Source organism: Microbacterium abyssi (assembly GCF_015277895.1).
Classification (GTDB): Bacteria; Actinomycetota; Actinomycetes; order Actinomycetales; family Microbacteriaceae; genus Microbacterium; species Microbacterium abyssi.
This window is the reverse complement of record NZ_CP063815.1, coordinates 2,568,462-2,594,912: the sequence shown is the minus strand read 5'-3', so window position 1 is coordinate 2,594,912 and position 26,451 is coordinate 2,568,462. Positions and strand designations below refer to the sequence as shown.

The window sequence follows — 26,451 nt, the reverse complement described above, 5'->3', positions numbered from 1 at the left end:
GTCACCCGAAGATGAAGTCGCCCCCCGCTTGACGAGTCACCCGAGAGATACCGTTTTGCCCTTCGATTCCCCTATGGCTGAGCCCGCGCGCACGCGTCGTTCCAGCCGTCGCCGGACCGAGGATTTCGCGACCCCGCTGAGCATCGAAGTCGCCTCTCCCGCAGCTCCCGCGGATGTGCCCGCGGCCCCGCTCTCTCGCAGGGCGCTGCGCGAGCGCCAGCGCGCCGTTGAGCCCGTCGCGGCACCGAACGCGGACGAGACCGAGACCGCCGAGCCGGAGATCGCTGCGGATCCCGTCGTCGTCGACATGGCGAAAACGGTCGTCGCGGCCACCGAGATCGTCGTGGAGACGGTCGCGGAAGCTGCCGCCGAGCCTTCGTCCGGCAAGAAGGTCAAGCCCGAGCCGGCCGCGACCGAGTCCGGTGCGGATGCCTTCACCGCAGCATCCCGTGCGTTCCGCGCCGTCGCTGGCGCACCGTCCGTCCCGCAGGCGGACACCCCGATCTTCGAGCAGAAGCTTCCGACGGCTGCCACCGCCGTGCACACCGCGCCGCGCAGAAGCCGGGTGCGCCGCAAGCTGGTGGCGACCGGCGCCACGGTGGGGATCATGGGCATCGCGGGTCTGCTCGCCGTGTCGATGACGCTCCCCGCCGAAGCCGTCGCCGCGGCGCAGGGAGTGCAGCCGCAGACGTCGATGTCACTCGTGGCAGGCGCCAAGGCGACGGAGTCCCCGGTGTCCGACGAGGAGATCCAGGCCTACGTCGCGTCAGGCGATGTGCAGAACGACACGATGCACCGCTCGGAGAGCTTCTCGACGGCATCGCTCATCGATCTCGCCACCGAGCAGGGCATCAAGTACTCGAACGCGGTGTATACGAACGATCCCGATGCGTCGATCCAGTGGCCGTTCGTCGTCGGCGTGGCGATGAGCTCGGGCTACGGCATGCGCGACACCGGAATGCACGAGGGCATCGACCTCGTCCCCGGCGCCGGCGCCCCGGTTCAGGCGATCGCCGACGGAACCGTCCGTATCGCCACCGAGTCGGGTGGCAACTACGGCGTCACCGTCTACATCGATCACGTCATCGACGGCAAGCTGATCACGAGCCATTACTCGCACATGCAGTACGGCTCGCTGCAGGTCTCCACCGGGCAGACCGTCAAGGTCGGCGACGTCGTGGGCAAGGTCGGCAACACCGGTCGTTCGTACGGTGCGCACCTGCATTTCGAGCTGATCGTGAACGGCTCGACCATCAACCCGCTTCCCTGGCTGCAGTCCAATGCCGGGAGGTACGACGGGGTCTCCCCGGTTTCGTGAGAACGCCGAAGTGATGGTATTCTCGTGTGGTTGCCTTCACGGGTGACAACGCCCCGATAGCTCAGTGGCAGAGCACTTCCATGGTAAGGAAGGGGTCGTCAGTTCAATCCTGACTCGGGGCTCGCAGCATCTGCTCTGGCGAGTGGATCGCAGTGCGGCAGGGTAGCTCAGTTGGTGAGAGCGCACGACTCATAATCGTGAGGTCGCGGGTTCAAGCCCCGCTCCTGCTACAGATCAAGACCCTCGGTTCTCCGCGGGTTTTGTCGTATTCGGATCTTTCGGCCGATCGGCCGATGTCCTGAGCGCCCCGGACTGCGAGCATGGGCTCGTGACCACGAACGCCACCATGACAGCCGCCGTGCACCGCCGCTTCGGACCGCCCGAGGTCGTGCACCTGGAGCAGCTCCCGATCCCCGTCCCGAAGGCCGGCGAGGTCGTCATCCGCGTGCACGCCAGCACCGTGAGCATCGCCGACCACCGCTCGCGCGCCCGGGATGTTCCACGAGGGCTCGGATTCCTCGCGGCAGCCGGCCTCGGCATCCTCCGGCCGCGCCGCCGTGTCCTCGGCATGGATGCCGCGGGGGTGATCGACGCCGTCGGCCCCGGGGTCAGTTCGTTCGCCCCGGGAGACAGGGTGATCGCGCTTCCGGGTGCCGCATTCGGCGGCCACGCCGAGTACCTCCGCATGCCCGCCGACGGGCCCATCGCCCTGGCACCCAGCACGCTGCCGCTCGACGAGGCGATCGCGCTGGTCTTCGGCGGATTCACGGCGTATGGCTTCTTCAAGAACGTCATCATCACGCCCGGCACCACGGTTCTCGTCAACGGAGCATCCGGTGCAGTCGGCACAGCAGCCATCCAACTCGCGGCGCAGCGCGGCGCCCACGTCAGCGCCGTGACCAGCGGGAAGAACACTGCCCTGGTCACCGCGCTCGGCGCCGATGAGGCCATCGACTACACCCGCGAGGACTTCACCGCCGACGGCCGCACATGGGACGTGATCGTCGACTGCGTCGGCAACGCGCCCTTCACAAGGGTCGAACACTCCATCAACCCCGGCGGAACGCTGCTGCTGGTGATCAACGATCTGCCGGGGATGCTGCGCGCCCGCGGACAGAGTCGCCGGACGGGCAAGCTCGTCACCGGGAACGTCGGCAGCCCTGCCGCGGCTGACCTCGCGGAGCTGTCTGCACTCACCGATGCGGGGCAGTTCCGGCCCGTGATCGATCGCGGCTACGACCTCGCCGATATCGTCCACGCGCACCGCTACGTCGACACCGGCCGCAAGGTCGGCAACGTCGTGCTCCGCGTCCGTCCGGCCTGACTGGTCATCGACGCGCCTCAGCGGGTCAATTCTTCTTGCCGTCGTCCGGCGGACCCTTCTCTTTCCCCGAATTGTTCCCAGGTCCCTTGTTGGGGTTGTCCTTCGCTGGGCCCGTATCGGACTCCGGCGTGCCGGCCGTGCTCCGGTCGCCGGTCGACGAGTCTTCGTCGTTCACGGTCGCCGGATCCTCCGAGGTGTCCGTCTCGGCCGCGGGCGGCTCGGATTCGGAGATGATCGGAGTACGCGTCACGGCGCGGCCGGGTGACTCGGCCGGGCCGGCCGAACCCCACACTCCGCCGAGGACGATCATGGATGCCGCTGTCGCGCACATCACGCTCAGCGCACCGACCCGCATCCGCCGTCCTGACCTTCGGAGTGCCGATCGCGCATCGGGAGAGTCGATCTCCTGAGTAGGTCCGGTCACGTCCTCGGCCGCCGGGGCGAGAACCGCCTGCCTTCGAGAGGGCACATCATTCGGCGAACGGTCGTCGCGCAGCGCGTACGCCGCGCAGGCGACCTCGTGCGCCGAAGGTCGCTCCTCCGGCGTCATCCGTGTCATCCGGGTGAGCAGTGCGACCCAGTCCGCGCCGAGCGAATCAGGGACCACCGGCGGATCGGAGAGCCGGCGGATCGCGGTCTGCACCCCGCCGCGCACTGGGAACGCCGACTCGCCCGTGAGCGCCTCCAGGAGCACGAGCCCGAGCGAGTACACATCCGCTGCCGGAGTGAGTTCGGACGACCTGACCTGCTCCGGAGCCATGTAGGCCGCGGTTCCGATGGCGATGCCGGGTGCCGTGCGCCGTGCATCGTCGAGGCCGCACGCGATGCCGAAGTCCGTGAGCTTCGCAGCCCAGGTGCTTCCAGGCCGAAGCGGTGGCCCCAACAGCACATTCGACGGCTTCACGTCACGGTGGATGATGCCCGCCTGATGCACCACGTGAAGTGCTTCGGCGAGGTCTCGGGCGAGGTCCGCCGCCTCAGTACCGGGCAGGGGACCGTGTTGCAGCCGCGTCGCGAGCGTCGGCCCGTCGATGAATTCCATCGCCATGTACCGGGTATGCTCCGGATCCAGTCTCGCGTCGTACAGCGTAACCAGCGTCGGGTGGTTCAGCGACGCCACGACTGCGGTCTCGCTCTGGATGCGCTGCAGATCGGTCAGTGCGTCGTCCGCGGTCCTCAGCACCTTGAGAGCGACCGTCCGTCCGAGAACCACATCCTCCGCGCGGTACACCACTGCCGTTCCGCCACGCCCGATGCACTCCCCGACCCGGTACCTGCCATCGAGCAGGGCCGCGGTTGTCAGCTCGTCGATCGTCTCCATGGATCACCCTTTGCATCGCACGGTCGGGAACCGCGCATACCGGTGAACCTAGAACGCCGAGCTCACGGCCGTCCCCGGCCTTGACATGGCGACCGGGAACTGCATAACCGATCAGCCCATCGAGCTCCGGAACCCCCGCAGCCGCAGACTGTTGCCGACGACGAAAACGCTCGACAGCGCCATCGCCGCGCCCGCGAGCATCGGGTTCAGCATCCCGAGCGCGGCGATCGGGATCGCGGCGACGTTGTACGCGAACGCCCAGAACAGGTTCGACCTGATGGTGCCGAGCGTCTTCCGCGACAACCGGATCGCGTCGACCGCGCTGCGCAGATCACCGCGCACGAGCGCTATGTCGGATGCCTCGATCGCGACGTCCGTGCCGGTGCCCATCGCCAGCCCCAGGTCGGCCTGAGCCAGCGCCGGCGCATCGTTCACGCCGTCGCCGACCATCGCGACGACCTTTCCGTCGGATTGCAGGCGATTGACGACCGCGACCTTCTCCTGCGGCAGGACCTCGGCGATCACCTCGTCGATGCCGATTTCGGCCGCGATGTGGCGCGCGGCCGCCTCGTTGTCGCCCGTGAGCAGGATCGGCGTCAGTCCCAGCGCGCGCAGCGCGCGGATCGCCTCGGCGCTGGTCGGCTTGACGGTGTCGGCCACGACGAGGATGCCGCGCGCGGCGCCGTCCCAGCCGGCCGCGACGACCGTCTTGCCCTCTGCCTCGGCGCGAGCCTTGGCGGCGGCAACCGCGGGCGACAGCGCGAGGCCCCAGTCTGCGAGCAGCGTCTCGCGCCCGACGACGATGCTGTGCCCTTCGACGATGCCCTGCACGCCCTTGCCCTCGATGCTCGCGAAATCCTCGACGGCGGGCATCGCGCCGGCGACACGAGACGCGATCGCCTGGGCGATCGGATGCTCGGACGCATGCTCGATCGCCCCGGCCAGGCGCAGCAGCTCGGCAGCATCCACTCCGTCCTCGGGGATGACGTCGACGAGTGCCATGCGGCCCGTCGTGACAGTGCCGGTCTTGTCGAGCACGACCGTGTCGACCTTGCGCGTCGACTCCAGGACTTCGGGGCCCTTGATGAGGATGCCCAGTTGCGCGCCTCGGCCCGTGCCGACCAGCAGGGCCGTCGGCGTCGCCAGGCCCAGCGCGCACGGGCAGGCGATGACGAGCACGGCGACGGCGGCGGTGAACGCGGCCGACACCGGGAACCCGGCGACGAGCCAGCCCACCAGCGCCGCCAGAGCGATCACGAGCACGATCGGCACGAAGACGCCGGAGATCCGGTCGGCGAGGCGCTGGACATCGGCCTTGCCGGTCTGCGCCTCCTCGACGAGCTTCGCCATCTGCGCGAGCTGCGTGTCCGAGCCGATCCTGGTCGCGCGGACCACCAGCCGTCCGCTGGCATTCACGGTCGCTCCGGTGACGGCATCCCCTTCGCCGACTTCGACGGGCACGGACTCCCCGGTGAGCATCGACGCGTCGACCGCGGAATGCCCCGACACCACGACGCCGTCGGTCGCGATCTTCTCGCCCGGCCGCACGACGAAGTCATCGCCGACCCGAAGATCCTCCACCGGGATCTTCGTCTCGGTGCCGTCGCGCAGCACCGAGACGTCCTTCGCGCCGAGCTCGAGCAATGCACGCAGGGCGGCGCCGGCCTGGCGCTTGGCGCGCTTCTCGAAGTAGCGGCCGGCGAGGATGAAGGTCGTCACCCCGGCGCCCACCTCGAGGTAGATGTTCGCGGCGCCATCGGAGCGCGACAGCGTGAATTCGAACGGGTGCGTCATGCCCGGCATCCCTGCCGTGCCGAAGAAGAGCGCGTACAGCGACCAGCCGAAGGCGGCGAGAGTGCCCATCGAGATGAGGGTGTCCATGGTGGCCGCACCGTGGCGCAGATTCGTCCACGCCGCCCTGTGGAACGGCCATGCGCCCCACACGATCACCGGTGCCGCGAGCGTGAGAGATGCCCACTGCCAGTAGGTGAACTGCAGTGCCGGGACCATAGCCATGAGGACCACCGGCACCGTGAGGAGGATCGAGATGATCAGGCGCCGGCGCAGGCTCGTGAGTTCGGGGTCTTCGGCGTGCTCGGGGGCTGTCTTCTCCGAAGCGGGGAACTGCGCGGAGTATCCGGCCTTCTCGACTTCGGCGATGAGAAGGCTCGCGTCGAACCCCGCCGGCGCGCTGACCTTCGCCTTCTCAGTGGCGTAGTTGACGGTCGCGGCAATGCCATCGAGCTTGTTCAGCTTGCGCTCGATTCGCGTGGCGCACGACGCGCACGTCATGCCGCCGATCTCGAGTTCGACGCTGGTCATGGTTCTCTCAGGCGCGGACGGCCGAGTATCCGGCTTCGCCCACCGCTGCGAGCACGTCGGCGTCGGAGACAGGGGCGGATGCCGTCACGACGAGCCTGCCGGTCTGAGCGCTGACATCGATGCCGTCGACGCCCGCGATCTGGGCGACCTCTTCGCGCACGGACATCTCGCAGTGTCCGCAGGTCATGCCGGTCACCTGGTATTCGGTGGTGCTCATCTCGCGTTCCCTTCGATCGGATGTCGTCGCTCGGTGTTGCTTCGACCATAACAGAGTACCCCCTAGGGGTATTCCTCGCGGTGTCGCCGTTGCTCGGCAGGTGTCGCCTGCTGCCGCTCGGAGGCGGCGACAGCGGCACGAAGCGCCACCTCCGAGCTGGAGGCAGCCGATGCGCGCATGCCAGGATGGCCGCATGACCACAGCCACCGCGGACCTCTACGACGAATTCGGCGACGACCTCCAGTCGGTGTCGTTGCAGTTCCGCTCGTTCGGCGCACGCTCGGCGTTCGACGGTCCGATCCGCACCGTCCGCTGCTTCGAGGACAACGCGCTCGTCAAGGCCACGCTCGCCACCCCCGGCGACGGCGCCGTGCTCGTGATCGACGGCGACGGGTCCCTGAACACCGCGCTGATGGGCGACCTGATCGCCGAATCGGCCGTCGCCAATGGCTGGGCGGGTGTCGTGATCCACGGCGCGATCCGCGACAGCGTTGCGATCGGCGGGCTCGAGCTCGGCGTCAAGGCGCTCGGCACCAACCCGCGCAAGAGCGCCAAGCTCGGTGCCGGGGAGGTCGATGTCGACGTCGAGTTCGGGGGAGTGGTGTTCCGGGTCGGCCAGCACCTGTACGCCGACGAGGACGGCATCCTCGTCGAACGCTGACCCGGCGGGAGCGCTGAGCCGGCGGAAGTTACGCGCCGTTACCGCTCGAATCGGCCGCTCGCGCCGCACGTGATTCACTCGCTTTCGTGAAGAACACCTCCCCTGCGAAGAAGAAGCTCCTGTCCGTCCTCGGCATCCTGGCCGCCGGTGCCATGACCCTGTCGATGGCGGCCTGCGCTGGCGGCGGTGACAACGAGACCGGCGGCGATGACAGCAAGCTCGTCCTGGTCGCGGATGACGGCACCGAAGCGCACTGGACGATCCTCAAGGACAAGCTCGCCGACGAAGGCATCGACCTCGAAGTCCGCACCATCACCGACGGCGTGCAACTGAACCAGGCCGTGCAGGACGGCGAAGCCGACATCAACCTGTTCCAGCACCTGATCTTCCTCTCCGACTTCAACGTCAACAACGGCGGCACCCTCGTGCCGGTCGGCGCCACCGCCGTCTACCCGCTCGCGCTGTACTCGGAGGAGTTCACCGACACCGACAGCATCCCCGACGGCACGACCGTCGCGATCCCGAACAACCCCACCAACCTCGCCCGCGCACTGCTGAACCTGCAGAGCGCAGGGCTCCTCGAGCTCGAGGACGGCGGCAACGCGTTCTCGTCCGAGGCGGACATCACCTCCAGTAAGGTCGAGATCCTCGCCGTCGACACGAACCAGACCGTCGCAGCGCTCAAGGACGGCAGCGCCCAGGCCGCGGTCGTCAACAACACCCAGGCGCAGAAGGGCGGCCTCGGCGACGACCTGATCATCTTCAAGGAAGACCTCGACAACCCCGAGCTCGCGCCCTACATCAACGCCTTCGTCGTGAAGGAAGAGAACCAGGACGACCCGCGCTGGCAGAAGATCATCGACGCTTATCACTCCACCGAGGTCGAAGCGGCCGTCACCGAGCTGAATCAGGGCAACCTGCAGTTCAAGGGCGACTGGACCGCCGAGGACCTGCAGGCCGAGCTGACTGATCTCGAAGATCAGCTGCGCGCGCAGAACTGAAGCACCTGAAGCAGTGATGCACGACGACGGGTCCCGCGCGAGCGGACCGAACAGCATCATCTCGTTCGATCACGTCTCCAAGGCGTTCCCCGGAACGCGCAGGGGACCCGTCGTCGACGCCCTCGAAGACGTCGACCTGGAAGTCCGGCAGGGCTCCATCGTCGGCGTCATCGGATACTCGGGAGCGGGGAAGTCCACCCTGGTCCGACTGATCAACGGGCTCGAGAAGCCCTCCGGCGGCACCGTGACCGTCCTCGGAACGGACGTCGGGAGGGCCTCGGAGGGTCAGCTGCGCGCGCTCCGAGGCCGGATCGGCATGATCTTCCAGCAGTTCAATCTGTTCACCTCGCGCACCGTGCGCGGCAACGTCGCGTACCCGCTGAAGGTCGCGGGCTGGAAGAAGGCCGACATCGGCCCTCGTGTCGCCGAGCTGCTCGACTTCGTCGGTATCGGCGACAAGGCCGCCCGGTTCCCGCGTTCGCTGTCCGGAGGGCAGAAGCAGCGCGTCGGCATCGCCCGCGCCATCGCCGCGAACCCCGAGCTCCTCCTCGCCGACGAGGCCACCAGCGCCCTCGACCCGCAGACCACCGGCGAGGTGCTCGCCCTCCTCAAGCGGATCAACCGCGAGCTCGGCATCACGATCGTCGTCATCACACACCAGATCTCCGTCGTCCACGAGCTGTGCGACCAGGTCGTCGTCATGGACGGCGGCCGCGTCGTCGACAGCGGCGACACCTACCGGGTCTTCGCGCATCCGCGCGCCGAGCTCACCGAGCGCTTCGTCGCCGCCGTCACGCAGGGCGTGCCGACGGGCGAGACCCTGGATGCTCTCCGCACCGGCGGCGGCACGCTCATCAGCGTCGACGTGAACGAGTTCACGAGTGAGAACGTCGATGAGGTCTTCGAGCGCCACGGTGTGCGCAGGGCTGTCGTCTTCGGCGGCGTCACGGACATCCGGGGGCGCCAGCTCGGGACGCTCACCTACCGGGTGCAGGCAGAGGCGGATGCCGTCGCGGAGGTCGTCGGCGAACTCTCGGCCCGCACGAAGACGGAGGTGCTGGCATGATCGGCGTGCGCACGGCCACCGACTGGGCGTCGCTGGCACCGGTGCTGTGGGAGTCGGTCCAGGAGACCGTCTATATGGTGGCGGTCACGCTGCTGATCGGCGGGGTCGCCGGTCTGCTGATCGGCGCCGCGCTGTACGCGACGCGCCCCGGCAACCTGTTCGCGAACCGGGTCGTGTTCAACGTGCTGAACCTGGTGATCAACGTCATCCGGCCGATTCCGTTCATCATCTTCCTTACCGCCGTAGGCCCCGTCACGAAAGCCATCGCCGGCACGACGCTCGGCACTGAGGCGGCGATCGTGCCGATGACGATCATGGCCGCCGTCGTGATCGGGCGGGTCGTCGAGCAGAACCTTGTGGCCGTCGATCCGGGGATCGTCGAGGCCGCGCTCGCGATCGGCGCGAAGCGGCTGTCGATCCTGTTCGGCGTCGTGATCCCGGAGGCGCTCGCGCCCCTGATCCTCGGCTACACGTTCATGTTCATCGCGGTCGTCGACATGTCGGCCATGGCCGGCTACATCGGCGGCGGCGGGCTCGGCAACTTCGCCATCATCTACGGCTACCAGCAGTTCAACCAGGAGGCCACCTGGGTCACGGTGGCGATTATCATCGTGATCGTGCAGGTCGGCCAAATCTTCGGCAACTGGCTCGCCCAGCGCATCCTGCGACGGTAGACGGGCCTCTGCTGCTCGGCGGTCTCAGTCGATCGCCGCGGTCACGAGGATCGGGCGATGATCGCTGGAACGCTGCGGCAGCGTCTGGATGCGGTCGATCCGGAACCCGTCCGACGTCGCGAAGTCGTAGTGCCCCTTGAAGACCCGGTACCGCGTGTACGTGCGCTCGTCGCTGAGGGTCAGCGTGTAGCCATGGTCGCGCACGTTCTGACCGAGGTTCTCCTTGAAGACGGGGTAGTTGTAGTCGCCGACCATGAGCACGGGCAAACCCGGACCCATCGACTCGAGTTCGGTCAGTGCCGCCCGGATCTGGTTGCGCCGCAGCGAATTCAGCGCTGTCAGCGGCGCGGCGTGGAAGGATGCCACGATCAGCTCCTGGCCGTTGTCGATGTCCTGCAGTCGCACACCGAGCACGCGCTCGTGCGCGGGCCTGAGCATGATGTCGTGCAGGGACTTCTTGAGCCCGATGGTGCGGATGTCCTTCAGACGGAACGTGTTGGTCCGGTAGTACACCGCGAGCCCGAGCCGGTTGCCCTGCGTGGCATCCGCCAGCGCCAGCCCGCTGATCTCGTCGGGCAGCGCCGCCACGTCGCATTCCTGCAGGCACAGCAGGTCGGGCTCGTGCTCGTCGACGAGCTCCTCGAGCTCCGTCGCAGCACGATGCTTGCGCAGGTTGTACGAGATGACCTTCATCATCGCAACGCTACTGCGCACACCTGAGTCGTGGGTGACGAAACTGCGAGGAGCGGGTGAACGCGCTACTCCGAGTCGCGGCGCGCCCTGGTCTGCTCGGCACGCTGCGCGAGCAGCTCGTCGGCCGGATAGCCGACCTCGGTGAGCGTCAGCCCGCGCGCGGCGAGCACCTTGAACTCGCTGGTGCGCCGCAGGGCGTCTCGCAGCACGACGAGGTCTGCGACGTCGAGCCGCTGCTCGCCGACAGCAGCGCACGCACCGACGAGCGCGCGGACCATGCTGTGGCAGAACGCATCGGCCTTGACCTGGGCGACGAGGACGCCGTCGGCATCCCGCTGCCACCGGTAATCGAGCAGGGTGCGGATCGTGGTGGCCTCCTCGCGCGCCTTGCAGTAGGCGGCGAAGTCATGCAGGCCGATCAGGGATTGCGCCGCGGCATCCATCGCCAGGACGTCGAGTTCGCCGCGGATGCTGGTGGTGTCGAGCCTGCGCGCCGGATCGAAGCCGGCCACGTCATCGGCGAGACGGTATCGGTAACGCCGCCAGATGGCCGAGAATCGCGCGTCGAAGCCCTCCGCCGCGAGGGAAGAGCGGTGCACTGTGACGTCGGGGTAGGCGCCGAGCACTCCGCGCATCCGTGCGGCGATCGACCCCGCGGGGTCGGATGCAGCGCGACCGTGGCGCGCCTGGATCCGGGCCCACTGCGCATCGTCGAGGTCGACGTGCGCGACCTGGCCTGCGGCGTGGACCCCGGCATCCGTTCTGCCGGCGACGACGAACTGCACGTCCGAGCCGACGATCCGCGCCAGGGCGGCCTCGAGGGTGCCCTGCACAGTGCGCAGACCTGGCTGTTTCGCCCAGCCGCGGAAGTGGGTGCCGTCATAGGCGATGTCCAGGCGGATTCTCACCCGACCAGCCTAAGCTGGAGCTTTGACTTCTCCCGGCTTCCGGGCAGTGACCTGCCGACGGGTGCCGGTGCGCGATTTCTCCAAGATGCTGAATCAGACGACTCCCACGCGGTTCGCGGGCCTCGACGGTCTGCGAGCGATCGCGGTCACCCTCGTGGTCGTCTACCACCTGTTCCCCGGCTCTCCGCTGCTCGGCGGATTCGTCGGCGTCGACGTGTTCTTCGTGATCAGCGGATTCCTCATCACCTCGCTGCTCATGCGGCCGTCGCGGCTCGGACGGCTCGGTTCGCCGCGCCGTCTCGTCGACTTCTGGCGGCGGCGCGCGCGTCGTCTGCTGCCCGCGCTCGCCGTGGTTGTCACGGTGTGCGCGACGGTCGCCTGGCTGCTCGGCGGCGACCTGCTGGTCGGCATGGGACGACAGGTGCTGGGCGCTGCGACATTCAGCTACAACTGGCTCGCGGTCGCCGATGGAACCGACTACTTCGCCGCGACGGCTCCCGAGCTGTTCCGCAACTTCTGGTCGCTCGCCGTCGAGGAGCAGTTCTACGTGCTCTGGCCGCTGCTGCTGCCGCTCGTGCTGCTGATCCCCGGACGCTGGACGCGCGTCGCCCTCATACTGGTCGCGGCGGGCGGTTCGGCATGGTGGATGGCGCAGCTCGTCGCCGGCGGCGAGGTGACGCGAGCCTACTTCGGCACCGATGCGCACGCGTTCGGCATCCTGCTTGGCATCGCGCTGGCGTTCGCCGTCGCGAATATGCCGGACAGGGCATGGATGCGGTCGCGGTCGATGCAGGTCGGGACGCTGCTTGCCGGCGTGGCGGGCATCGCGGCGATCGTGGTGGCAGCGTCTTTCCCGGAGACCGCGGATGCCGCGACCTTCCCCGGAATGCTGCTGCTGGCCACCTTCGGCTCGGTGCTCGCCGTCTTCGCCGGCGTGTGGCCGGGGTCGTGGTTCGGGCGCGGCATGGACGTCGCGCCCGTGAAGTGGATCGGGGACCGCTCGTACGGCATTTATCTGTGGCACTGGCCGGTGCTCGTGCTGGTGCTCGTCGGCACGCAGGGATTCGGGCCGGAGGCCGGTGTCCCGGTGTGGGCCGGTGGCCTTTCGCTGGTGATCTCGGTGGGCGCGGCGGCCGTGTCGTATCGCCTCGTCGAGCTGCCGTTCCGCAGGTACGGGTTCCGCCATGCGCTGCGCGCGCTCGGCCGGCGGATCGCCGGCGGGCCCGTCAGCAGGTTCGCCGGCATCACGGCCCTGGCCGTCGCGGCGGTGGCGATCGGAGGCACGGCGGCGGCCGTGGTGAATGCTCCCCACACGACGACCGCGGTCGCGGCGATCAACCGAGGCGAGGACGCGCTCGAAGCCGCGAAGACGCCGCCTCCGAGCCCGAGTCCCGAGCCGACCACCGAGGCGATCACGATTCCCGACGGCTCCGAGATCACCGCGGTCGGCGACTCGGTGATGCTCGCCTCGGCGCCCTCGCTGCTCGAGGATTTCCCCGGCATAGCCGTCGACGCGGAAGTGTCGCGGTCGATCTGGGCGGGTCCCGACATCCTCAGCGCGCTCGAGGCGAACGGCCAGCTGCGCAAGAACGTCGTCGTGGGGCTCGGCACCAACGGCCCGGTCGACCGGGAGGTGCTCGACCAGATGTCGCAGATTGCGGGCAAGAACCGCAATCTCATCCTCGTCAATGCGCATGCCCCACGCGACTGGATCCCCGGGGTGAACGCCGACCTCGAGGCATTCGCCGACAGCCACCGTCATGTGTGGGTCGCGGACTGGTCTGGCGCCATCGCACCTCATCAGGACCTGCTCGCCGGTGACGGCATCCATCCCGGCGAGGCCGGGGGAGAGGTCTTCGCGGCATCCGTCGAGTCCGCGCTCGAGCGCATCGAGAAGGACCGTATCCGCGCGGAGAAGGACTTCGAGAAGGCGCCGACGGGCCGTGCCCCGCACGTCCCGTTCCCGGAGTAGCCCGCCGATTCGCGCACGCGCCCGGGATGCCGTAGGCTGTCTCTTTGGTACTCGACTGCCGAGTGCCGCGAACGTGAGCCCTCCACTGGCGTGTTCGAGTCGATAGACGAAGAACCACCCCGGAGTGGGATTCACGAACCTCTCCGTTCGATCAAGAAAGCAGCACTATTGTGACGCGCACATACACCCCGAAGACCGGTGAGGTCCAGCGTGACTGGATCGTCATCGACGCCACTGACGTCGTGCTCGGTCGCCTGGCCTCGCACGCCGCCGCGATCCTCCGTGGCAAGCACAAGCCGACCTTCGCGAACCACGTCGACACCGGCGACTTCGTCGTCATCGTCAACGCCGACAAGGTTGCCCTGACCGGCCAGAAGCTCCAGAAGAAGATGGCCTACCGTCACTCCGGCTACCCGGGCGGCCTGTCGAAGGTCTCCTACGAGGAGCTCCTCGAGAAGAACCCCATCCGCGCTGTCGAGAAGGCCGTCCGCGGCATGCTCCCCAAGAACAGCCTGGGCCGTCAGCAGCTGTCCAAGCTCAAGGTGTACGTCGGTGCCGAACACCCGCACGCCGCTCAGCAGCCGCAGCCGTACACCCTCGACCAGGTCGCCCAGTAAGCGCCGCAACGACTAAGGACATACTCGTGGCTGACATCGAAACCACCGAAACCCCGCAGAACTACTCGACCTCCACCCCCGAGGGCGCAGCAGCGACCGAGACGGCTCCCCGTCCGGTGCTGAACGTCTCCGGTGCGGCCGTCGGTCGCCGCAAGCAGGCCATCGCCCGCGTGCGCGTGGTCCCCGGCTCGGGCACCATCACGGTCAACGGCCGTGCGCTCGAGGACTACTTCCCGAACAAGCTGCACCAGCAGCTGATCAACGACCCGTTCAAGGTGCTGAACCTCGAGGGTGCGTACGACGTCATCGCGCGCATCTCCGGTGGCGGCGACTCGGGCCAGGCCGGCGCGCTGCGTCTCGGCATCGCTCGCGCTCTCAACGGCATCGACGTCGAGAACAACCGCGCGACGCTCAAGAAGGCTGGCTTCCTCTCCCGTGACGCCCGCGTCATCGAGCGCAAGAAGGCCGGTCTCAAGAAGGCCCGCAAGGCGCCTCAGTACTCGAAGCGCTAAGGGCTCAGGCCCCGATGCCGCTTTTCGGCACGGACGGCGTGCGAGGGCTTGCCAACGGCATCCTCACCGCCGATCTCGCGCTCACCCTGGCCCAGGCGACTGCCGTCGTCCTGGGCCAGGGCCGTACCGCAGAGGCTCGCAGGGCCGAGGGCAAGCGACCGTCCGCAGTCGTCGCCCGTGACCCGCGCCTCTCCGGTGAGTTCCTCGTGGCCGCCGTCTCGGCGGGCCTCGCAGCGTCCGGCGTCGACGTCCTCGACGCCGGTGTCATCCCCACTCCGGCCCTGGCGTTCCTCGTCGGTGACCACGACGCCGACTTCGGCGTCATGGTGTCTGCATCGCACAACCCGGCACCGGACAACGGGATCAAGATCTTCGCCCGCGGCGGCGTGAAGCTCCCCGACGTGGTCGAGCAGCGCATCGAAGCCGCGATGTCGGGGGAGAAGTTCCTCCCCACCGGTTCCGGAGTCGGACGCATCCAGCGCTTCTCCGACGCCGAGGACCGCTACAAGCTGCACCTGCTGGGCTCGTTGCCGCACCAGCTCGACGGCATCCACGTCGTCCTCGACTGCGCGCATGGCGCGGCGTCCGGCGTGTCTCCGGAGACCTTCAAGGATGCCGGCGCCACCGTCACCGTGATCGGCGCAGATCCGGACGGCGTCAACATCAATGACGGCGTCGGGTCGACGCACCTGGACAACCTCGCAGATGCCGTCGTGCGTCTCGGTGCGGATGTGGGAATCGCGCATGACGGCGACGCCGATCGCTGCCTCGCCGTCGACGCCGACGGAAACGTCGTCGACGGCGACCAGATCATGGCGATCCTCGCAGTGGCCATGAAGGAGCGCGGCCACCTCACGGAGGACACCCTGGTCGCGACCGTCATGAGCAACCTCGGGCTGCACAAGGCGATGCGCGACCACGGGATCACGGTCCGCCAGACCGCCGTCGGCGACCGCTACGTGCTCGAGGACATGAGCGCGAACGGCTTCGCGCTGGGCGGCGAGCAGTCGGGCCATGTGATCATGAGCGAGTTCGCGACCACCGGCGACGGCGTGCTCACCGGCCTTCACCTGGTCGCCGAGATGGCGCACAAGAAGAAGTCGCTCGCCGAGCTGGCGTCGGTGATGACGGTGTACCCGCAGGTGCTGATCAACGTGCGCGACGTCGACAAGGATCGCTGCGCCGACGACGAGGGCGTGCAGGACGCCGTCGCCGCTGTGGAGGCCGAGCTCGGAACCACCGGGCGGGTGCTGCTGCGCAAGTCGGGTACCGAGCAGCTCGTGCGAGTCATGGTCGAGGCGGCGGATGCTGAGTCGGCGCAGTCCTACGCCGAGAAGCTCGCGGGCGTCGTCAAGGAGCGACTCGCGCTTTAACCCGAGCTGACCAGGCGAATCGCGTAGCGTAGGCCACAAGGCGCTGTCTGTGCCGTGAACGCAACGTCACGGAACGATAACGAACCGCTGACAGAATCTTGTACGGAACTCGAACGCGCGCTTATGCTTACCGCACTTGTTCCGAGCGTGATCCGAGCGTTCGAGGCAGGTTCGACTGAAACGTCGTTGGACCTTGGCTAGGGGGGTCTCTTCGGCGTTCCAGAGGGCAGGGTTTGGGGACCCTGGGGGAGAAAAGACGTGGGTTTGTTGGCTTCGCGCGAGGCGCGCGTCGCCGCGGTCGGCCGCTGGCCGGACGCTGTTGGCTAGCAGGATGCGATCGGTCTGAACGCAGCTCCCGCGATCCATCAGCACCAGCGGTCGAGGAGGAAGCATCACCGAGATCACGGCACCGGGTGCCGAGATGTCATCACGGCGATCGAGGCGCCTCCGGCCAGCTGCTCACGGTCTCCGGCGCAGATCGACGTCGGTGCGTACGGCTACTTAGTGACTGTGAGTGTGAACGACACCTCGTCGACGCTTTCGTCAGGGTCGCCGAGCAGCACATCGGTCGTTCCGGCGGCAACGGCCTCGATTCGGATCTGGGTTCCGTCTCGCGAGGGTTGATACGCGGCGATGCTGCCGTCGAGGATCATTGCGTCGTACACGGACGAGTCCTGTCCCAGCGTGTCGACACCGAGTGTCTCTCCCACGGCGAGCTGAACCTCTGAGTCCTGCAGTTCATCGATGGTCTTGACCGTCGACGCCGACTCCTGCGGGGCAGGCGTCGCGTCGCCGAAACAACCGCTCAGCACCAATGATGCGGCGGCGATCAACAGCAGTCTTCCTGCCGCTCGTGACGTGATCATGGAGCCAGTGTCGCAGATCACGGGGTCCAGTAGTATGCCCAATATGGGGACGAGGCGCAGGCTGGGGAAGTTTGAAGGCACAGGCTACGACAAGGGGCGCAACCTGCTGTGGCAGGCGGCATGGCAACTGGCTTCGAGCCTGCTGGTGATGCCGTGGTTCGTTCCTCCTCGTGTTCGGGTCGCCGTGCTGAGGAGCTTCGGCGCCACGATCGGCACGGGCGTCAATCTCCGTGCTGGGGTGCGCGTTCACTGGCCTTGGAAGCTCGAGATCGGTGACGACTCTTGGATCGGCGAACGGGTCTGGCTGCTCAACCTCGAGCCGATCAGCATCGGCAGCGACGTCTGCGTCTCACAGGCGGCATTCCTCTGCACGGGAAGCCACGACCACCGTTCCCCGTCGTTCGAATTCGACAACGCACCGATCCACGTCGAAGACGGAGCGTGGATCGCCGCGAGAGCGACGGTCCTGCGCGGTGTCACCGTCGGAGCCGATGCGATCGTTGGCGCCACGGCGCTCGTCACGAGGGACGTCGATGCCGGTGCGATCGTTCTCGCGCCGCGGGCGCAGGTGTCGGTGGCACCGTGAAGATACTTGGCGTGGTGACGCTGGTCAGCCCGCACGGGGAGTACGGCGGTCCGGTTCGTGTCGCGGTAAACCAGCTCCGAGCGCTCGCCGCACGCGGCCACGATGTCGTGCTCGCGGGTGGATTCCGCGGTTATGACGGCACGCCTCCCGCGGAGATCGAAGGCATTCCCGCCCGCCTCTTCCCCGCTCGCACCGTCCTGCCCGGCGCTGGGTTCGCCGGACTGTGGTCGCCCGGGCTGCTGCGCGGGCTGCGATCGCACCTGGGCGAGTTCGACATCGTTCATGTGCACGCGGCGCGGGACATGGTCACGTTGCCCGCGGCGCGCCTGGCGCAGCGAGCGGGCGTGCGTACCGTGTTGCAGACGCACGGAATGATCGACGAGTCGTCGAATCCGCTCGCCGCTCCGCTGGACGCGGCTGTGACGCGGCAGGCGTTGCGCGACGCGACTGCGGTCACGTATCTCACTCCGGAAGAGCGGCGATCTCTCGAGGTGGTCAGCCGCGGCGGCGCGCGACTCGCGCCGTTGACGAACGGCGTGCCGACGACCGGCGATGCCGACGAGGATCGCGTGCGGCCGGAACGGAGCGAGGTGCTCTACCTCGCCAGGCTGGCGCCGCGCAAGAACCCCCTGATGTTCGCGCAGGTGGCGATCGAACTGGCCGCTGACTTCCCTGCAACGCGGTTCCGTCTCGTGGGCCCCGACGAGGGAGTCGGCGAGGACGTATCGCGTCTCATCGAAACGGCCGCGGTCGGTGATCAGGTCAAGTGGGAGGGCGCTCTCGCGCCGGATGCCACGCTGGCGCGCATGAGGGAGGCCGCTATCTACGTGCTCCCGAGCGTGAATGAGCCGTATCCGATGTCGGTTCTGGAAGCCATGTCCGTCGGACTGCCGGTGGTCGTCACAAAGTCGTGCGGATTGGCTGGCTTCATCGCCGAGCATCGTGCCGGCGCTGTCGTCGACCCTCATCCGGAGTCGCTGAAGTCCGCCATCGCCGCTCTCCTCGCGGACCCGGTCGCGGCCCGCGAAGCGGGCCGTCGAGGGCGAGATGCCGTTTTGCAGTACAGGAGTATGTCGACTGTCGTCGACGAACTGGAGAAGCTGTATTCGGCGCACCCCTGAACGCGGGGATTGGCCTATGCGTAGCCAAAACGTTATACTCGGTAAGCTTCTTGGGGGAGAGTACCGGTGCGCGAGCATCGGAGATCGCCGAACGCGGACCCGAAAGGCCCCATGGATACCCCTCCCCGTACCCACACGCACGATCCCATCTCACGAAAGCCGCGCGCCGTACATCTCGCCGTGCTGGCAGCATTCGCCCTCGTTCTGGGCGTCATCCTCCCCGCATCTCCTCTGGCGGACGCCGCTGAGGCGAACGCGGCGACGAGCGAAGTCACGCTCACGGCCACTGAATCGACGTGGACGACGTCTCGCAAGCCCACGGCCACGCACGAGATGCTGCCGTACCTCAGCATGACCGCGAAGCAGGACCGGACATACCTGAAGTTCGACGGCGCTGCGCTGAAAGGCCAATCCATCGTCAGCGCCAAGCTCGTGTTGCGTGTGGCGACCAGTGCCGCGACCGAGCCCGGCGTGACCGTGCACGCGGCATCCACTTCGTGGCAGGAGCAGACTCTCACGCATGAGAATCGGCCGGCTGACAGCACGGCTCAGCTCAACAGCACGACGCCGCAGGCGCGTGCCGGCGAGACCATCACCGTCCCGCTGCGCGACCTCAGCGCGCTGTCCACCGACGCCCCATTCGCCTTCCGCCTGCAGTATTCACAGGGAGCCGTCGGCACGACCTATGTGGGGGCCGGCCCACGCGCTCCTCAGCTCGTTCTCCAGGTCGAGGGCGGTGATCCTGCATCGGTTCCCTCGCAGCCGAGCGAGCCGCAGCCGACCAAGCCGGAGCCGACGCCGCCGGCCACCTCTTCGTCGGGCGACAAGAAGGTGCTGGCCGTCTACTTCCCGCCGTACCCGCTGTCGCTGGATAACAAGCCCACCGAGACCGATTACTACACGCGCAACTATCTCACCGTCGACGGTGAGGGCGGTGCTCACGCGGCATACGGCGGTCTCCTCCGCGACCGACCGGTTCCGGTCGGGGCATCGACATCGCCGACGTGGCAGGTTGACAATCTGCGTACCGAGATCCGTCAGGCGAAGTCCGCGGGCATCGACGGCTTCTTCGTCAACGTCATGAGCGTCTCCGGCCTGAACTGGGAGACGACGGTGAACCTGTTCGCCGCCGGGGAGCTCGAGAACTTCGACATCATTCCGATGGTCGACGGAACGACGAGCATCTCACGACTGAGTCCCGCGCAGGTGGCGTCGTCGTTGGCAACCCTCTACGAGAGTCCCGCGGCTATGAAGGTCGGCGCCGATTACCTGCTCTCCTCCTTCAAGGCAGAGGGTCCCGGTGCAGCGTGGTGGAAGGAGATCATCAGCCTGCTCGAGACGAAGTACGACGTGCCGGTATCGTTCCAGGCCGTGTTCCTCGCGGCTAGCGACGCGAACATGACGGCGTTCGCGCCGTTCTCGGACAGCTTCGGCAACTGGGGCGAACGCAACCCTCGCGTCATCAACAAGCTTCCGGTGTACGACGACCAGGCGGAGGAGTACGGCAAGGACTGGATGGAACCGGTTGCACCGCAGGACATGCGGCCCCGTCTCGGCGCCTACGCCGAAGCAGGAAATACCGAAGCTCTCCGCGCCGCATGGAGCAAAGCCATCCGCGACGACGTCGAGTACGTCCAGATGGTCACCTGGAACGACTACAGCGAGTCCACCCAGTTCGCGCCGTCCATGGCGCACGGCAGCGCGTACCTGGAGATCAGTCGCTACTACTCCGACTGGTACCACACCGGGACGGCTCCGAGGATCACGGAGGATCAGCTGTTCCTCACCCATCGCGTGCAGTTCGCGAGCGCGGTGTCGTCGGTGGAGCACGAACCGATCCAGCCGAGCCTGAGCGGCAGCAAGGGCGACGTGCGCGACACCGCCGAGGCGCTCGTGTTCCTCACCGCGCCGGCGACCGTCGAGATCACCGTCGGCGGTTCGACCACGAGGTTCGACGCCCCCGCCGGGGTATCCGCGTTCACGGCCCCGCTGAAGGTGGGATCGGTTCAGGCGAAGATCATTCGCGCAGGCGCGGCGGTGAGGACCGCCGATTCGCCGTATGAAGTCGTCGACACCCCGAAGGTGCAGGACCTGCAGTACTACGCCGTCACCGGCAAGTGACGGCGGCACCCGCCTGGTCGTTCGAGCTCAGCGTCGACCGGCCAGGCGGGCCGCCATCGGGATCAGCAGGTCATCGATACGATCCGCGACCCGGCGGTAGATTCGCGGGGAACGACGCCACGGATCATCCAGGTCGTCGAAAGCGGGCGACGTCTCTGACGCTTTTCCGCGGGCGCCGTGCGCAGCGATCACAAGCTCCGCCACCGACCCCGAGGCGGACGCATCTGCGGGTGCGGCGCCGAGCAGTCGCGCCAGCTGAGCCAGTGTGAAAGTACGATCCGCGGCCGCGTGACTGTGCTGCACCACCTGGCGGCGATGCTCACGCGTGGCGGTCACTACGATGGCGGCGCTCTCCAGCATCTCTCGGCGCAGGGGCACAGCTCGGAAGCCCGACGGATCGGTCCCGCGGTCGCGCAGCCGTTGCGACAAGGGCGCCGCCATCTCGTGCCCTTGGAGCGCGCGCGTGCCCGCCGAGCCGATGGACACTTCTGCCGAACTGCGCGCGGCGAGCATGGCGCGAAGTTTGTACTCCATGTAGGGAGAACGGCAGACGTTGGCCGTGCAGACGAACAGAATCTCCGGTGCGGAGAGCGCTGCGACGGCCACTAGGCCGGGTTCTCGTTCGCATTCATCGCCCCGGCGGCACGACCGGGAAAGATGTGCCGCGGCGGCTCAGCGCTGCGCCCGGGGTTGACGGGCCGCCGCGTAGCGTCGTGCGCCGGTCGGTCGTTGCCGGTTCGCGTCGACGGAGCCTCGGTCTCGGTCTCGGTCTCCGCCTCGGTCGTCGCTGACGGCGCAGGTGTGCCCCTGGCAGGCTCCGTCTTCGTCGACGGAATGTACCCGTACTCGTACCGGTCGGCCCGGGAGACTGCGGCGAAGTTCATCACGATTCCCTCGATCTGAACGCCGATGGTGGATAGCCGCTCCACCGCTCGGCGCAGTTCGCGGACGCGCACACGCCGGGAGCCGACGACGAGCACCGCACCGCCGAGCTGCCGCGTCAGTGCAGCCGCATCGGAGACGGCAGTCAGCGGCGGGCTGTCGATGATCGTCACATCGAACGACTGACGTATCTGCTGGAGGATCTCGGCTCCCCGCGCCGATTCGATGAGCTCGCTCGGGTTGGGCGGTGTGTCACCGGCCAGCAGAACCTGCAGACCATCGGAGCCCCAACTCTGAAAGGCCTCATCGAGCGAGACTTCATCGGTGAGGACGCCGGCGAACCCCGCCCCGGGGGTCATGTCCAGTAGATCTGCGAGCGACGGCCGACGCAGATCGGCTTCGATGAGCCCAACTCGCAGACCGGACGCCGCCAACGCGGCGGCCATGTTGACGGTGGTCGTGCTCTTGCCCTCGCCGGGAACCGATGACGTGACCACGAAGACCTTGTGTTCGGTATCGGGCTGCAGATAGCGCAGGTTCGTTCGCAGCTGTCGATACTCCTCTGCGCGTCGCGACCAGGCGCCTTCGGCGACGGGGACCGTCTCGTCGCGGGCCGTCTTATCGAAGGCGATCGTGCCGATGATCGCGGCGCCGGTGATCGCGGCCACCTGCTCCGCAGAGTGGACGCGGGTTCCAACGGCCGCGCGGATCGCTACGACGATCGCTGCGGCCACCAGCCCGGCAAGCAGCCCGAGCGCGAGCATCAGAGGAACGTTGGGGGAGGATGGGTTCGACGGCGGATTCGCGCTCTCGATGATCTGCATGCGCACGGTGGATTCCCCGACGACCTCCGGTGTCAGCTGCGGGACGACCGCGGTCAGCGCCGCGGCCACGGAATTGGCGATGTCGGCCGCCGTGTCGGCAGATTGGTCGGTTCCTGAGATGGTGATCATCGTCGAATTCAGCGGCACCACTGTGCTCACCTGCGTGCGCAGCTGCGGGACTGTGGTATCGAGTCCGAGGTCGTCGATGACCGACTGCAGAACGATCTCACGCGTCGCGACGGCGCTGAAATTGCGCGCCTGCTGCTGGGAGTAATTCGTCGCCGCAGCGACATCGCTGGTGCTGCTTCCACCGGAGACCTGGACGAAGACGTCGGCATGAGCGGTGTACTCGCGCGGAGTGACAATGGCCATGGCCGCGCCGAGAAGCACTCCGAGCTGGACGCAGATGAGAATCGCGGCCCAGTGGTAGCGAATCAGCTTCAGCAGATTGTTGGACTGCATGACCCTCCCCGATCGTGAAGAAGGGTCCCCATTGCCCAGTCGTGCGCCCCACTCCGGATATGATAGTAACAGCGGCAGAGGTCTCTTCCAGCGGATGCTGTTCGATCGGATTCACACATGAGTCACCCCAGGACGATCTCCTCCGGACAGCAACCAGCCGAGGATGACGCATCGCAGCGTCCCGGGCGGTCGGATCTTCGTCCGGAGGTCCGCTGGGTTCTGCTCGTCACGTCGATCGCGGTGCTGTCGGTCGCCCTGCCCGCGACGCTTCTCGTGTACGTCCCGTCCGCGCCGCGGAGTGATGGATGGATCGTCACCCTGATCATCATGGTGTGGGCGGGAGTGCGCGTCTCGCTCCTGTGGGTGAGCGGCATCCCCCGGCTGTTCGACTACTTCCTGTGGGTGTTCGCGTACATCTTCATGGGCATCGCTCCAACCGCGCAGATCCTCTCCGGTCTGACCTCGACCACGACCCCGGGGGTCGACCCCGGCATGGACCTCCCGACCGCATCGATCGTCGCCCTCGGGCTGGTCTGCTACGAGGTGGGGCGGTTCCTCTGGATCCTCCGCGAGGGACGGAATGCGCGGGAGGCCCCGCTCAAGGTGCGCCCCGTCCACCCGGCTCGCACGCTCGCGCTCGCGCTCGCCGGCGTCCTGATCGGCGCCTATTTCGTCTCGAGAGTGGGGCTGGCCGGTTCGCTCGGCAGCCGTGAAGGCGCGCAGGCCGCACGGTCGGCGGCCTGGCCAGACCCCGCCATGCGTTCGATCTTCTATGCGGGGGCGATATACCCGCTGCTGGTGGCGACCGGCGGCTTGGCCCAGCTGAGCCGCACCGCCCGGACACTCGCGAACAGGCGGTGGGCGCTCGGAGGGGCGATCGTGGCGGCCGTGCTGCTGTTGATGATCGTGAACCCGGTGGCGAGCGCTCGGTACACGTTCGGAACGGTCGCCTTCGCCCTCGCAGTGTTCGCGGGAGCGGTGGCCACTCCTATGCGTGCCAGGGTCACGATGCTCGCCGGCATCGCGGGCTTCCTCGCCCTCTTTCCCATCGCCGATGTGTTCCGCAGCGAGAACGGCACGGTGTCGCGCGCGGGCTTCTTCGAGGAGTACCTGTCCAATCCCGACTACGACGCGTTCTGGCAGATCGCGAATGCGCTGTCGTACTGGATCGACGGACTCGTGCAGCCGGCTCGTCAGGCGATGGGCAGCCTGCTCTTCTTCGTTCCCCGCGCGATCTGGCCGGACAAACCCACCGACACGGGCATCATGCTCGCCGAGTACCGGGGCTACTCCTTCGACAACCTCTCGGCGCCGATGTGGGCGGAGGCGCTCGTGAACGGCGGGATCATCGCAGTTGTGATCGTGTTCGTCGCTCTGGGCGTCGCGCTGCGGGCGATGGACACGCGGATGATCCCCGCGTTCGCGACGGGCGGCGTGTGGGCCATCGCCGGTGCCATCCTGCCGGTGTACATGACGATCCTGATGCGCGGCTCGCTGCTGCAGGCGACGGGCGCCCTCGCGATCACGATCGTGTCGATCGCTCTGATCGCGGGACGCGATCGGGATGCGTCACCGCCCGATTACTCCCGAACCTCGTCTTTGTGATCGCGATACCAAGCCACCGTCCGATCGATGCCTTCGCTCAAGCCAATGCGCGCAGACCAGCCCGTCTCGGCCAGTTTCGATACGTCCAGCAGCTTCTGGGGCGTGCCGTCGGGCTTACTCGTGTCCCACGCCGTCTCACCCGTGAACCCGACGGCATCGGCGATGACCGCGGCGATCTCCCTGATGGTGATGTCTGCTCCGGTGCCGACGTTGACCTGGTCGGGGCCGTCGTAGTTCTCGAGCAGGTGCAGAACAGCATCCGCCATATCGTCGGAGTGCAGGAACTCACGTCGCGGCATCCCGCTGCCCCAGTTCGTCACCAGCTCGGCGCCGGATGAGGTGGCTTCGTCATATCGCCGGATGAGCGCCGGCAGCACGTGCGAGCCGTTCTTGGAGAAGTTGTCGTTCGGACCGTAGAGATTGGTCGGCATCGCAGAGATCCACGGCAGACCGTACTGCCGGCGCACCGCCTGCACGTGCAGGATGCCCGTGATCTTGGCAATGGCGTACGCGTCGTTGGTCGGCTCGAGGTGACCGGTGAGAAGCGAGTCCTCCCGTATGGGCTGCTCGGCATGCTTGGGATAGATGCATGACGAACCGAGGAACATCACCCGTTCCACGTCGTTCGCCAGCGCCGCGTCGAGGACGTTGGTCTGGATGCGCACGTTGTCGCTCAGGAAATCGACCGGGTACGTGCTGTTGGCCAGGATGCCGCCCACCTTCGCTGCTGCGAGGACGAGGTAGCGCGGCTTCGTCTCGCCGAGGTATGCGAAGACGGCATCCCGGTCCTTGAGATCGAGCTCGGACGACGTCGCACCGAAGACGTTCGTGAACCCGCCCGCCTGCAGCCGGCGCCAGATCGCCGATCCGACGAGCCCACGGTGACCGGCGACATAGAACGGAGCATCGCGATCAAGGGATGCCGGAGTGTAGGACAGCGTGTCGGAGCTCATACCATCTCCCACGACGGGATCGCCGACACTTTGTCGATCCATGGTCGTCCCTCACAGGTGAGCGCTTCGACGTCCGCGTCGACCATGATCCGCGCCAGCGCGGCGCCGTCGACCGTCGGCGTCCACCCCAGGCGTTCTCGGGCCTTCGACGAGTCACCGATGAGCGCATCGACCTCGGTCGGGCGGAGGTAGCGCTCGTCGAACTTCACGTACTTCTGCCAATCCAAGCCGACGTGGCCGAAGGACGCGTCCAGGAAGTCCCTGATCGTATAGCCAACGCCGGTGGCGAGAACGTAGTCGGTGGGTTCGTCCACCTGCAGCATGCGCCACATGCCCTCCACATACTCCGGAGCGTATCCCCAGTCACGGACCGAGTCCAGGTTGCCGAGATAGAGGTCGTCCTGCAGCCCGGCCTGGATGCGTGCGACCGCGCGAGTGATCTTCCTGGTCACGAAAGTCTCACCGCGGCGGGGCGACTCATGGTTGAAGAGGATGCCGTTGACGGCGAAGATCCCGTATGCCTCCCGATAGTTCTTGGTGATCCAGTAGCTATACAGTTTCGCCGCGCCGTACGGAGACCGAGGATAGAACGGCGTGTTCTCGTTCTGGGGTGGCGGGGTCGCGCCGTAGAGCTCGGAAGACGACGCCTGATAGAACCGGGTCTTGATGCCGGACAGGCGCACGGCCTCGAGCATCCGGATCGTGCCGGTGCCCGTCGTGTCGGCGGTGTGCTCCGGCTCGTCGAACGAGACCCGCACATGCGACTGTGCACCGAGGTTGTAGACCTCGTCGGGGTCGATGCTCGCGAGCAGGGTTGCGAGCCTCGTGCCGTCGCTGAGGTCCCCGTAGTGCAGGAAGAGACGAGCGCTCGGTTCGTGCGGGTCGACGTACAGATGGTCGATCCTGGCGGTGTTGAACGTCGAGGCTCGACGGATGACTCCGTGCACCTCGTAGCCTTTGGACAGCAGAAGCTCGGCGAGGTACGAACCGTCCTGCCCTGTGATGCCGGTGATCAGCGCGCGCTTGGTCAATGTGTCTCCTTTGTCGACGTG

At 67.4% G+C, this 26,451-nt stretch carries 24 protein-coding genes and 2 tRNA genes; 16 read left to right on the top strand and 10 right to left on the bottom strand.

Features of this window, described 5'->3' with window-relative positions; translation table 11 throughout:
• Nucleotides 1-73 precede the first annotated feature (73 nt).
• The 4 genes from IM776_RS12480 to IM776_RS12465 all read left to right on the top strand — a co-directional run bounded on the left by IM776_RS12480 (nucleotide 74) and on the right by IM776_RS12465 (nucleotide 2,642).
• Nucleotides 74-1,318, top strand: coding sequence for a M23 family metallopeptidase (locus IM776_RS12480; protein ID WP_228479753.1), 1,245 nt, complete (start codon nucleotides 74-76; stop codon nucleotides 1,316-1,318).
• A 50-nt stretch (nucleotides 1,319-1,368) separates the two neighbouring features.
• Nucleotides 1,369-1,440 (top strand) — tRNA-Thr (locus IM776_RS12475).
• Nucleotides 1,441-1,474: 34 nt separating this feature from the next.
• A tRNA-Met gene (locus IM776_RS12470) sits at nucleotides 1,475-1,548 on the top strand.
• 98 nt (nucleotides 1,549-1,646) lie between these two features.
• The gene (locus tag IM776_RS12465; protein ID WP_194420410.1) at nucleotides 1,647-2,642 is read left to right on the top strand and encodes an NAD(P)-dependent alcohol dehydrogenase; all 996 of its coding nucleotides are present in this window, start codon (nucleotides 1,647-1,649) and stop codon (nucleotides 2,640-2,642) included.
• 25 nt (nucleotides 2,643-2,667) lie between these two features.
• On the opposite strand, the gene IM776_RS12460 is transcribed toward IM776_RS12465, so the two are convergent.
• The 3 genes from IM776_RS12460 to IM776_RS12450 all read right to left on the bottom strand — a co-directional run bounded on the left by IM776_RS12460 (nucleotide 2,668) and on the right by IM776_RS12450 (nucleotide 6,502).
• Nucleotides 2,668-3,963, bottom strand: a complete 1,296-nt coding sequence (locus IM776_RS12460) for a serine/threonine-protein kinase (RefSeq protein ID WP_194420409.1) — start codon at nucleotides 3,961-3,963, stop codon at nucleotides 2,668-2,670.
• 111 nt (nucleotides 3,964-4,074) lie between these two features.
• The gene (locus IM776_RS12455) at nucleotides 4,075-6,285 is read right to left on the bottom strand and encodes a heavy metal translocating P-type ATPase (RefSeq protein WP_194420408.1); all 2,211 of its coding nucleotides are present in this window, start codon (nucleotides 6,283-6,285) and stop codon (nucleotides 4,075-4,077) included.
• A 7-nt stretch (nucleotides 6,286-6,292) separates the two neighbouring features.
• Nucleotides 6,293-6,502, bottom strand: coding sequence for a heavy-metal-associated domain-containing protein (locus IM776_RS12450; protein ID WP_194420407.1), 210 nt, complete (start codon nucleotides 6,500-6,502; stop codon nucleotides 6,293-6,295).
• 193 nt (nucleotides 6,503-6,695) lie between these two features.
• Between IM776_RS12450 and rraA the strand changes: the two genes are divergently transcribed.
• The 4 genes from rraA (at nucleotide 6,696) to IM776_RS12430 (ending at nucleotide 9,904) form a co-directional block, all read left to right on the top strand.
• The gene (rraA, locus tag IM776_RS12445; RefSeq protein ID WP_194420406.1) at nucleotides 6,696-7,163 is read left to right on the top strand and encodes a ribonuclease E activity regulator RraA; all 468 of its coding nucleotides are present in this window, start codon (nucleotides 6,696-6,698) and stop codon (nucleotides 7,161-7,163) included.
• 86 nt (nucleotides 7,164-7,249) lie between these two features.
• Complete coding sequence (locus IM776_RS12440) at nucleotides 7,250-8,164, top strand: MetQ/NlpA family ABC transporter substrate-binding protein (protein WP_228479752.1); 915 nt, start codon at nucleotides 7,250-7,252, stop codon at nucleotides 8,162-8,164.
• A 16-nt stretch (nucleotides 8,165-8,180) separates the two neighbouring features.
• Nucleotides 8,181-9,230, top strand: coding sequence for a methionine ABC transporter ATP-binding protein (locus IM776_RS12435; protein WP_194420405.1), 1,050 nt, complete (start codon nucleotides 8,181-8,183; stop codon nucleotides 9,228-9,230).
• Complete coding sequence (locus IM776_RS12430; protein ID WP_194420404.1) at nucleotides 9,227-9,904, top strand: methionine ABC transporter permease; 678 nt, start codon at nucleotides 9,227-9,229, stop codon at nucleotides 9,902-9,904. Before IM776_RS12435 ends, IM776_RS12430 begins: the two co-directional genes overlap by 4 nt.
• Before the next feature lie 24 nt (nucleotides 9,905-9,928).
• Here the strand turns inward: IM776_RS12430 and IM776_RS12425 are convergent, their stop codons facing one another.
• Together IM776_RS12425 and truA are read right to left on the bottom strand one after the other, a co-directional pair.
• Nucleotides 9,929-10,597 carry an endonuclease/exonuclease/phosphatase family protein gene (locus IM776_RS12425; RefSeq protein ID WP_194420403.1) on the bottom strand — a complete coding sequence of 223 codons (669 nt, stop codon included), beginning with the start codon at nucleotides 10,595-10,597 and terminating at the stop codon, nucleotides 9,929-9,931.
• A 65-nt stretch (nucleotides 10,598-10,662) separates the two neighbouring features.
• Nucleotides 10,663-11,505, bottom strand: coding sequence for a tRNA pseudouridine(38-40) synthase TruA (gene truA, locus IM776_RS12420; protein WP_194420402.1), 843 nt, complete (start codon nucleotides 11,503-11,505; stop codon nucleotides 10,663-10,665).
• 22 nt (nucleotides 11,506-11,527) lie between these two features.
• On the opposite strand from truA, the gene IM776_RS12415 reads away from it, so the two are divergent.
• The 4 genes from IM776_RS12415 (at nucleotide 11,528) to glmM (ending at nucleotide 15,979) form a co-directional block, all read left to right on the top strand.
• Entirely contained in the window at nucleotides 11,528-13,477 is a 1,950-nt protein-coding gene (locus IM776_RS12415) for an acyltransferase family protein (protein WP_228479751.1), read from the top strand.
• A gap of 170 nt (nucleotides 13,478-13,647) precedes the next feature.
• Entirely contained in the window at nucleotides 13,648-14,094 is a 447-nt protein-coding gene (gene rplM, locus IM776_RS12410; protein ID WP_194420401.1) for a 50S ribosomal protein L13, read from the top strand.
• Between the two features lie 26 nt (nucleotides 14,095-14,120).
• On the top strand, nucleotides 14,121-14,606 hold the full coding sequence (rpsI, locus tag IM776_RS12405; RefSeq protein ID WP_194420400.1) for a 30S ribosomal protein S9: 486 nt from the start codon (nucleotides 14,121-14,123) through the stop codon (nucleotides 14,604-14,606).
• Between the two features lie 14 nt (nucleotides 14,607-14,620).
• Nucleotides 14,621-15,979 (top strand): phosphoglucosamine mutase, encoded by a 1,359-nt coding sequence (gene glmM, locus IM776_RS12400; RefSeq protein WP_194420399.1) that lies wholly within the window; start codon nucleotides 14,621-14,623, stop codon nucleotides 15,977-15,979.
• 497 nt (nucleotides 15,980-16,476) lie between these two features.
• Here glmM and IM776_RS12395 read toward each other — a convergent pair whose 3' ends face one another.
• On the bottom strand, nucleotides 16,477-16,845 hold the full coding sequence (locus IM776_RS12395; RefSeq protein ID WP_194420398.1) for a hypothetical protein: 369 nt from the start codon (nucleotides 16,843-16,845) through the stop codon (nucleotides 16,477-16,479).
• Between the two features lie 43 nt (nucleotides 16,846-16,888).
• On the opposite strand from IM776_RS12395, the gene IM776_RS12390 reads away from it, so the two are divergent.
• The 3 genes from IM776_RS12390 to IM776_RS12380 all read left to right on the top strand — a co-directional run bounded on the left by IM776_RS12390 (nucleotide 16,889) and on the right by IM776_RS12380 (nucleotide 20,673).
• On the top strand, nucleotides 16,889-17,431 hold the full coding sequence (locus tag IM776_RS12390; protein WP_194420397.1) for an LbetaH domain-containing protein: 543 nt from the start codon (nucleotides 16,889-16,891) through the stop codon (nucleotides 17,429-17,431).
• Between the two features lie 11 nt (nucleotides 17,432-17,442).
• Nucleotides 17,443-18,552, top strand: coding sequence for a glycosyltransferase (locus IM776_RS12385; protein ID WP_228479750.1), 1,110 nt, complete (start codon nucleotides 17,443-17,445; stop codon nucleotides 18,550-18,552).
• A gap of 111 nt (nucleotides 18,553-18,663) precedes the next feature.
• A complete protein-coding gene (locus IM776_RS12380; RefSeq protein ID WP_194420395.1) occupies nucleotides 18,664-20,673 on the top strand; it encodes an endo-1,3-alpha-glucanase family glycosylhydrolase in 2,010 nt (669 codons plus the stop codon).
• Between the two features lie 27 nt (nucleotides 20,674-20,700).
• Here the strand turns inward: IM776_RS12380 and IM776_RS12375 are convergent, their stop codons facing one another.
• Both IM776_RS12375 and IM776_RS12370 read right to left on the bottom strand, forming a co-directional pair.
• Complete coding sequence (locus IM776_RS12375) at nucleotides 20,701-21,279, bottom strand: arsenate reductase/protein-tyrosine-phosphatase family protein (RefSeq protein ID WP_194420394.1); 579 nt, start codon at nucleotides 21,277-21,279, stop codon at nucleotides 20,701-20,703.
• Nucleotides 21,279-22,841 carry a tyrosine-protein kinase domain-containing protein gene (locus tag IM776_RS12370; RefSeq protein ID WP_194420393.1) on the bottom strand — a complete coding sequence of 521 codons (1,563 nt, stop codon included), beginning with the start codon at nucleotides 22,839-22,841 and terminating at the stop codon, nucleotides 21,279-21,281. The genes IM776_RS12375 and IM776_RS12370 overlap by 1 nt, the downstream gene beginning before the upstream one ends.
• 117 nt (nucleotides 22,842-22,958) lie before the next feature.
• Between IM776_RS12370 and IM776_RS12365 the strand changes: the two genes are divergently transcribed.
• On the top strand, nucleotides 22,959-24,446 hold the full coding sequence (locus IM776_RS12365; protein WP_194420392.1) for a hypothetical protein: 1,488 nt from the start codon (nucleotides 22,959-22,961) through the stop codon (nucleotides 24,444-24,446).
• Here the strand turns inward: IM776_RS12365 and IM776_RS12360 are convergent.
• Together IM776_RS12360 and gmd are read right to left on the bottom strand one after the other, a co-directional pair.
• Nucleotides 24,422-25,399 (bottom strand): GDP-L-fucose synthase family protein, encoded by a 978-nt coding sequence (locus IM776_RS12360; RefSeq protein WP_194420391.1) that lies wholly within the window; start codon nucleotides 25,397-25,399, stop codon nucleotides 24,422-24,424. The two genes, IM776_RS12365 and IM776_RS12360, sit on opposite strands and share 25 nt — an antisense overlap.
• Complete coding sequence (gmd, locus tag IM776_RS12355) at nucleotides 25,396-26,430, bottom strand: GDP-mannose 4,6-dehydratase (RefSeq protein ID WP_194420390.1); 1,035 nt, start codon at nucleotides 26,428-26,430, stop codon at nucleotides 25,396-25,398. Before gmd ends, IM776_RS12360 begins: the two co-directional genes overlap by 4 nt.
• Between the last annotated feature and the right edge of the window lie 21 nt (nucleotides 26,431-26,451).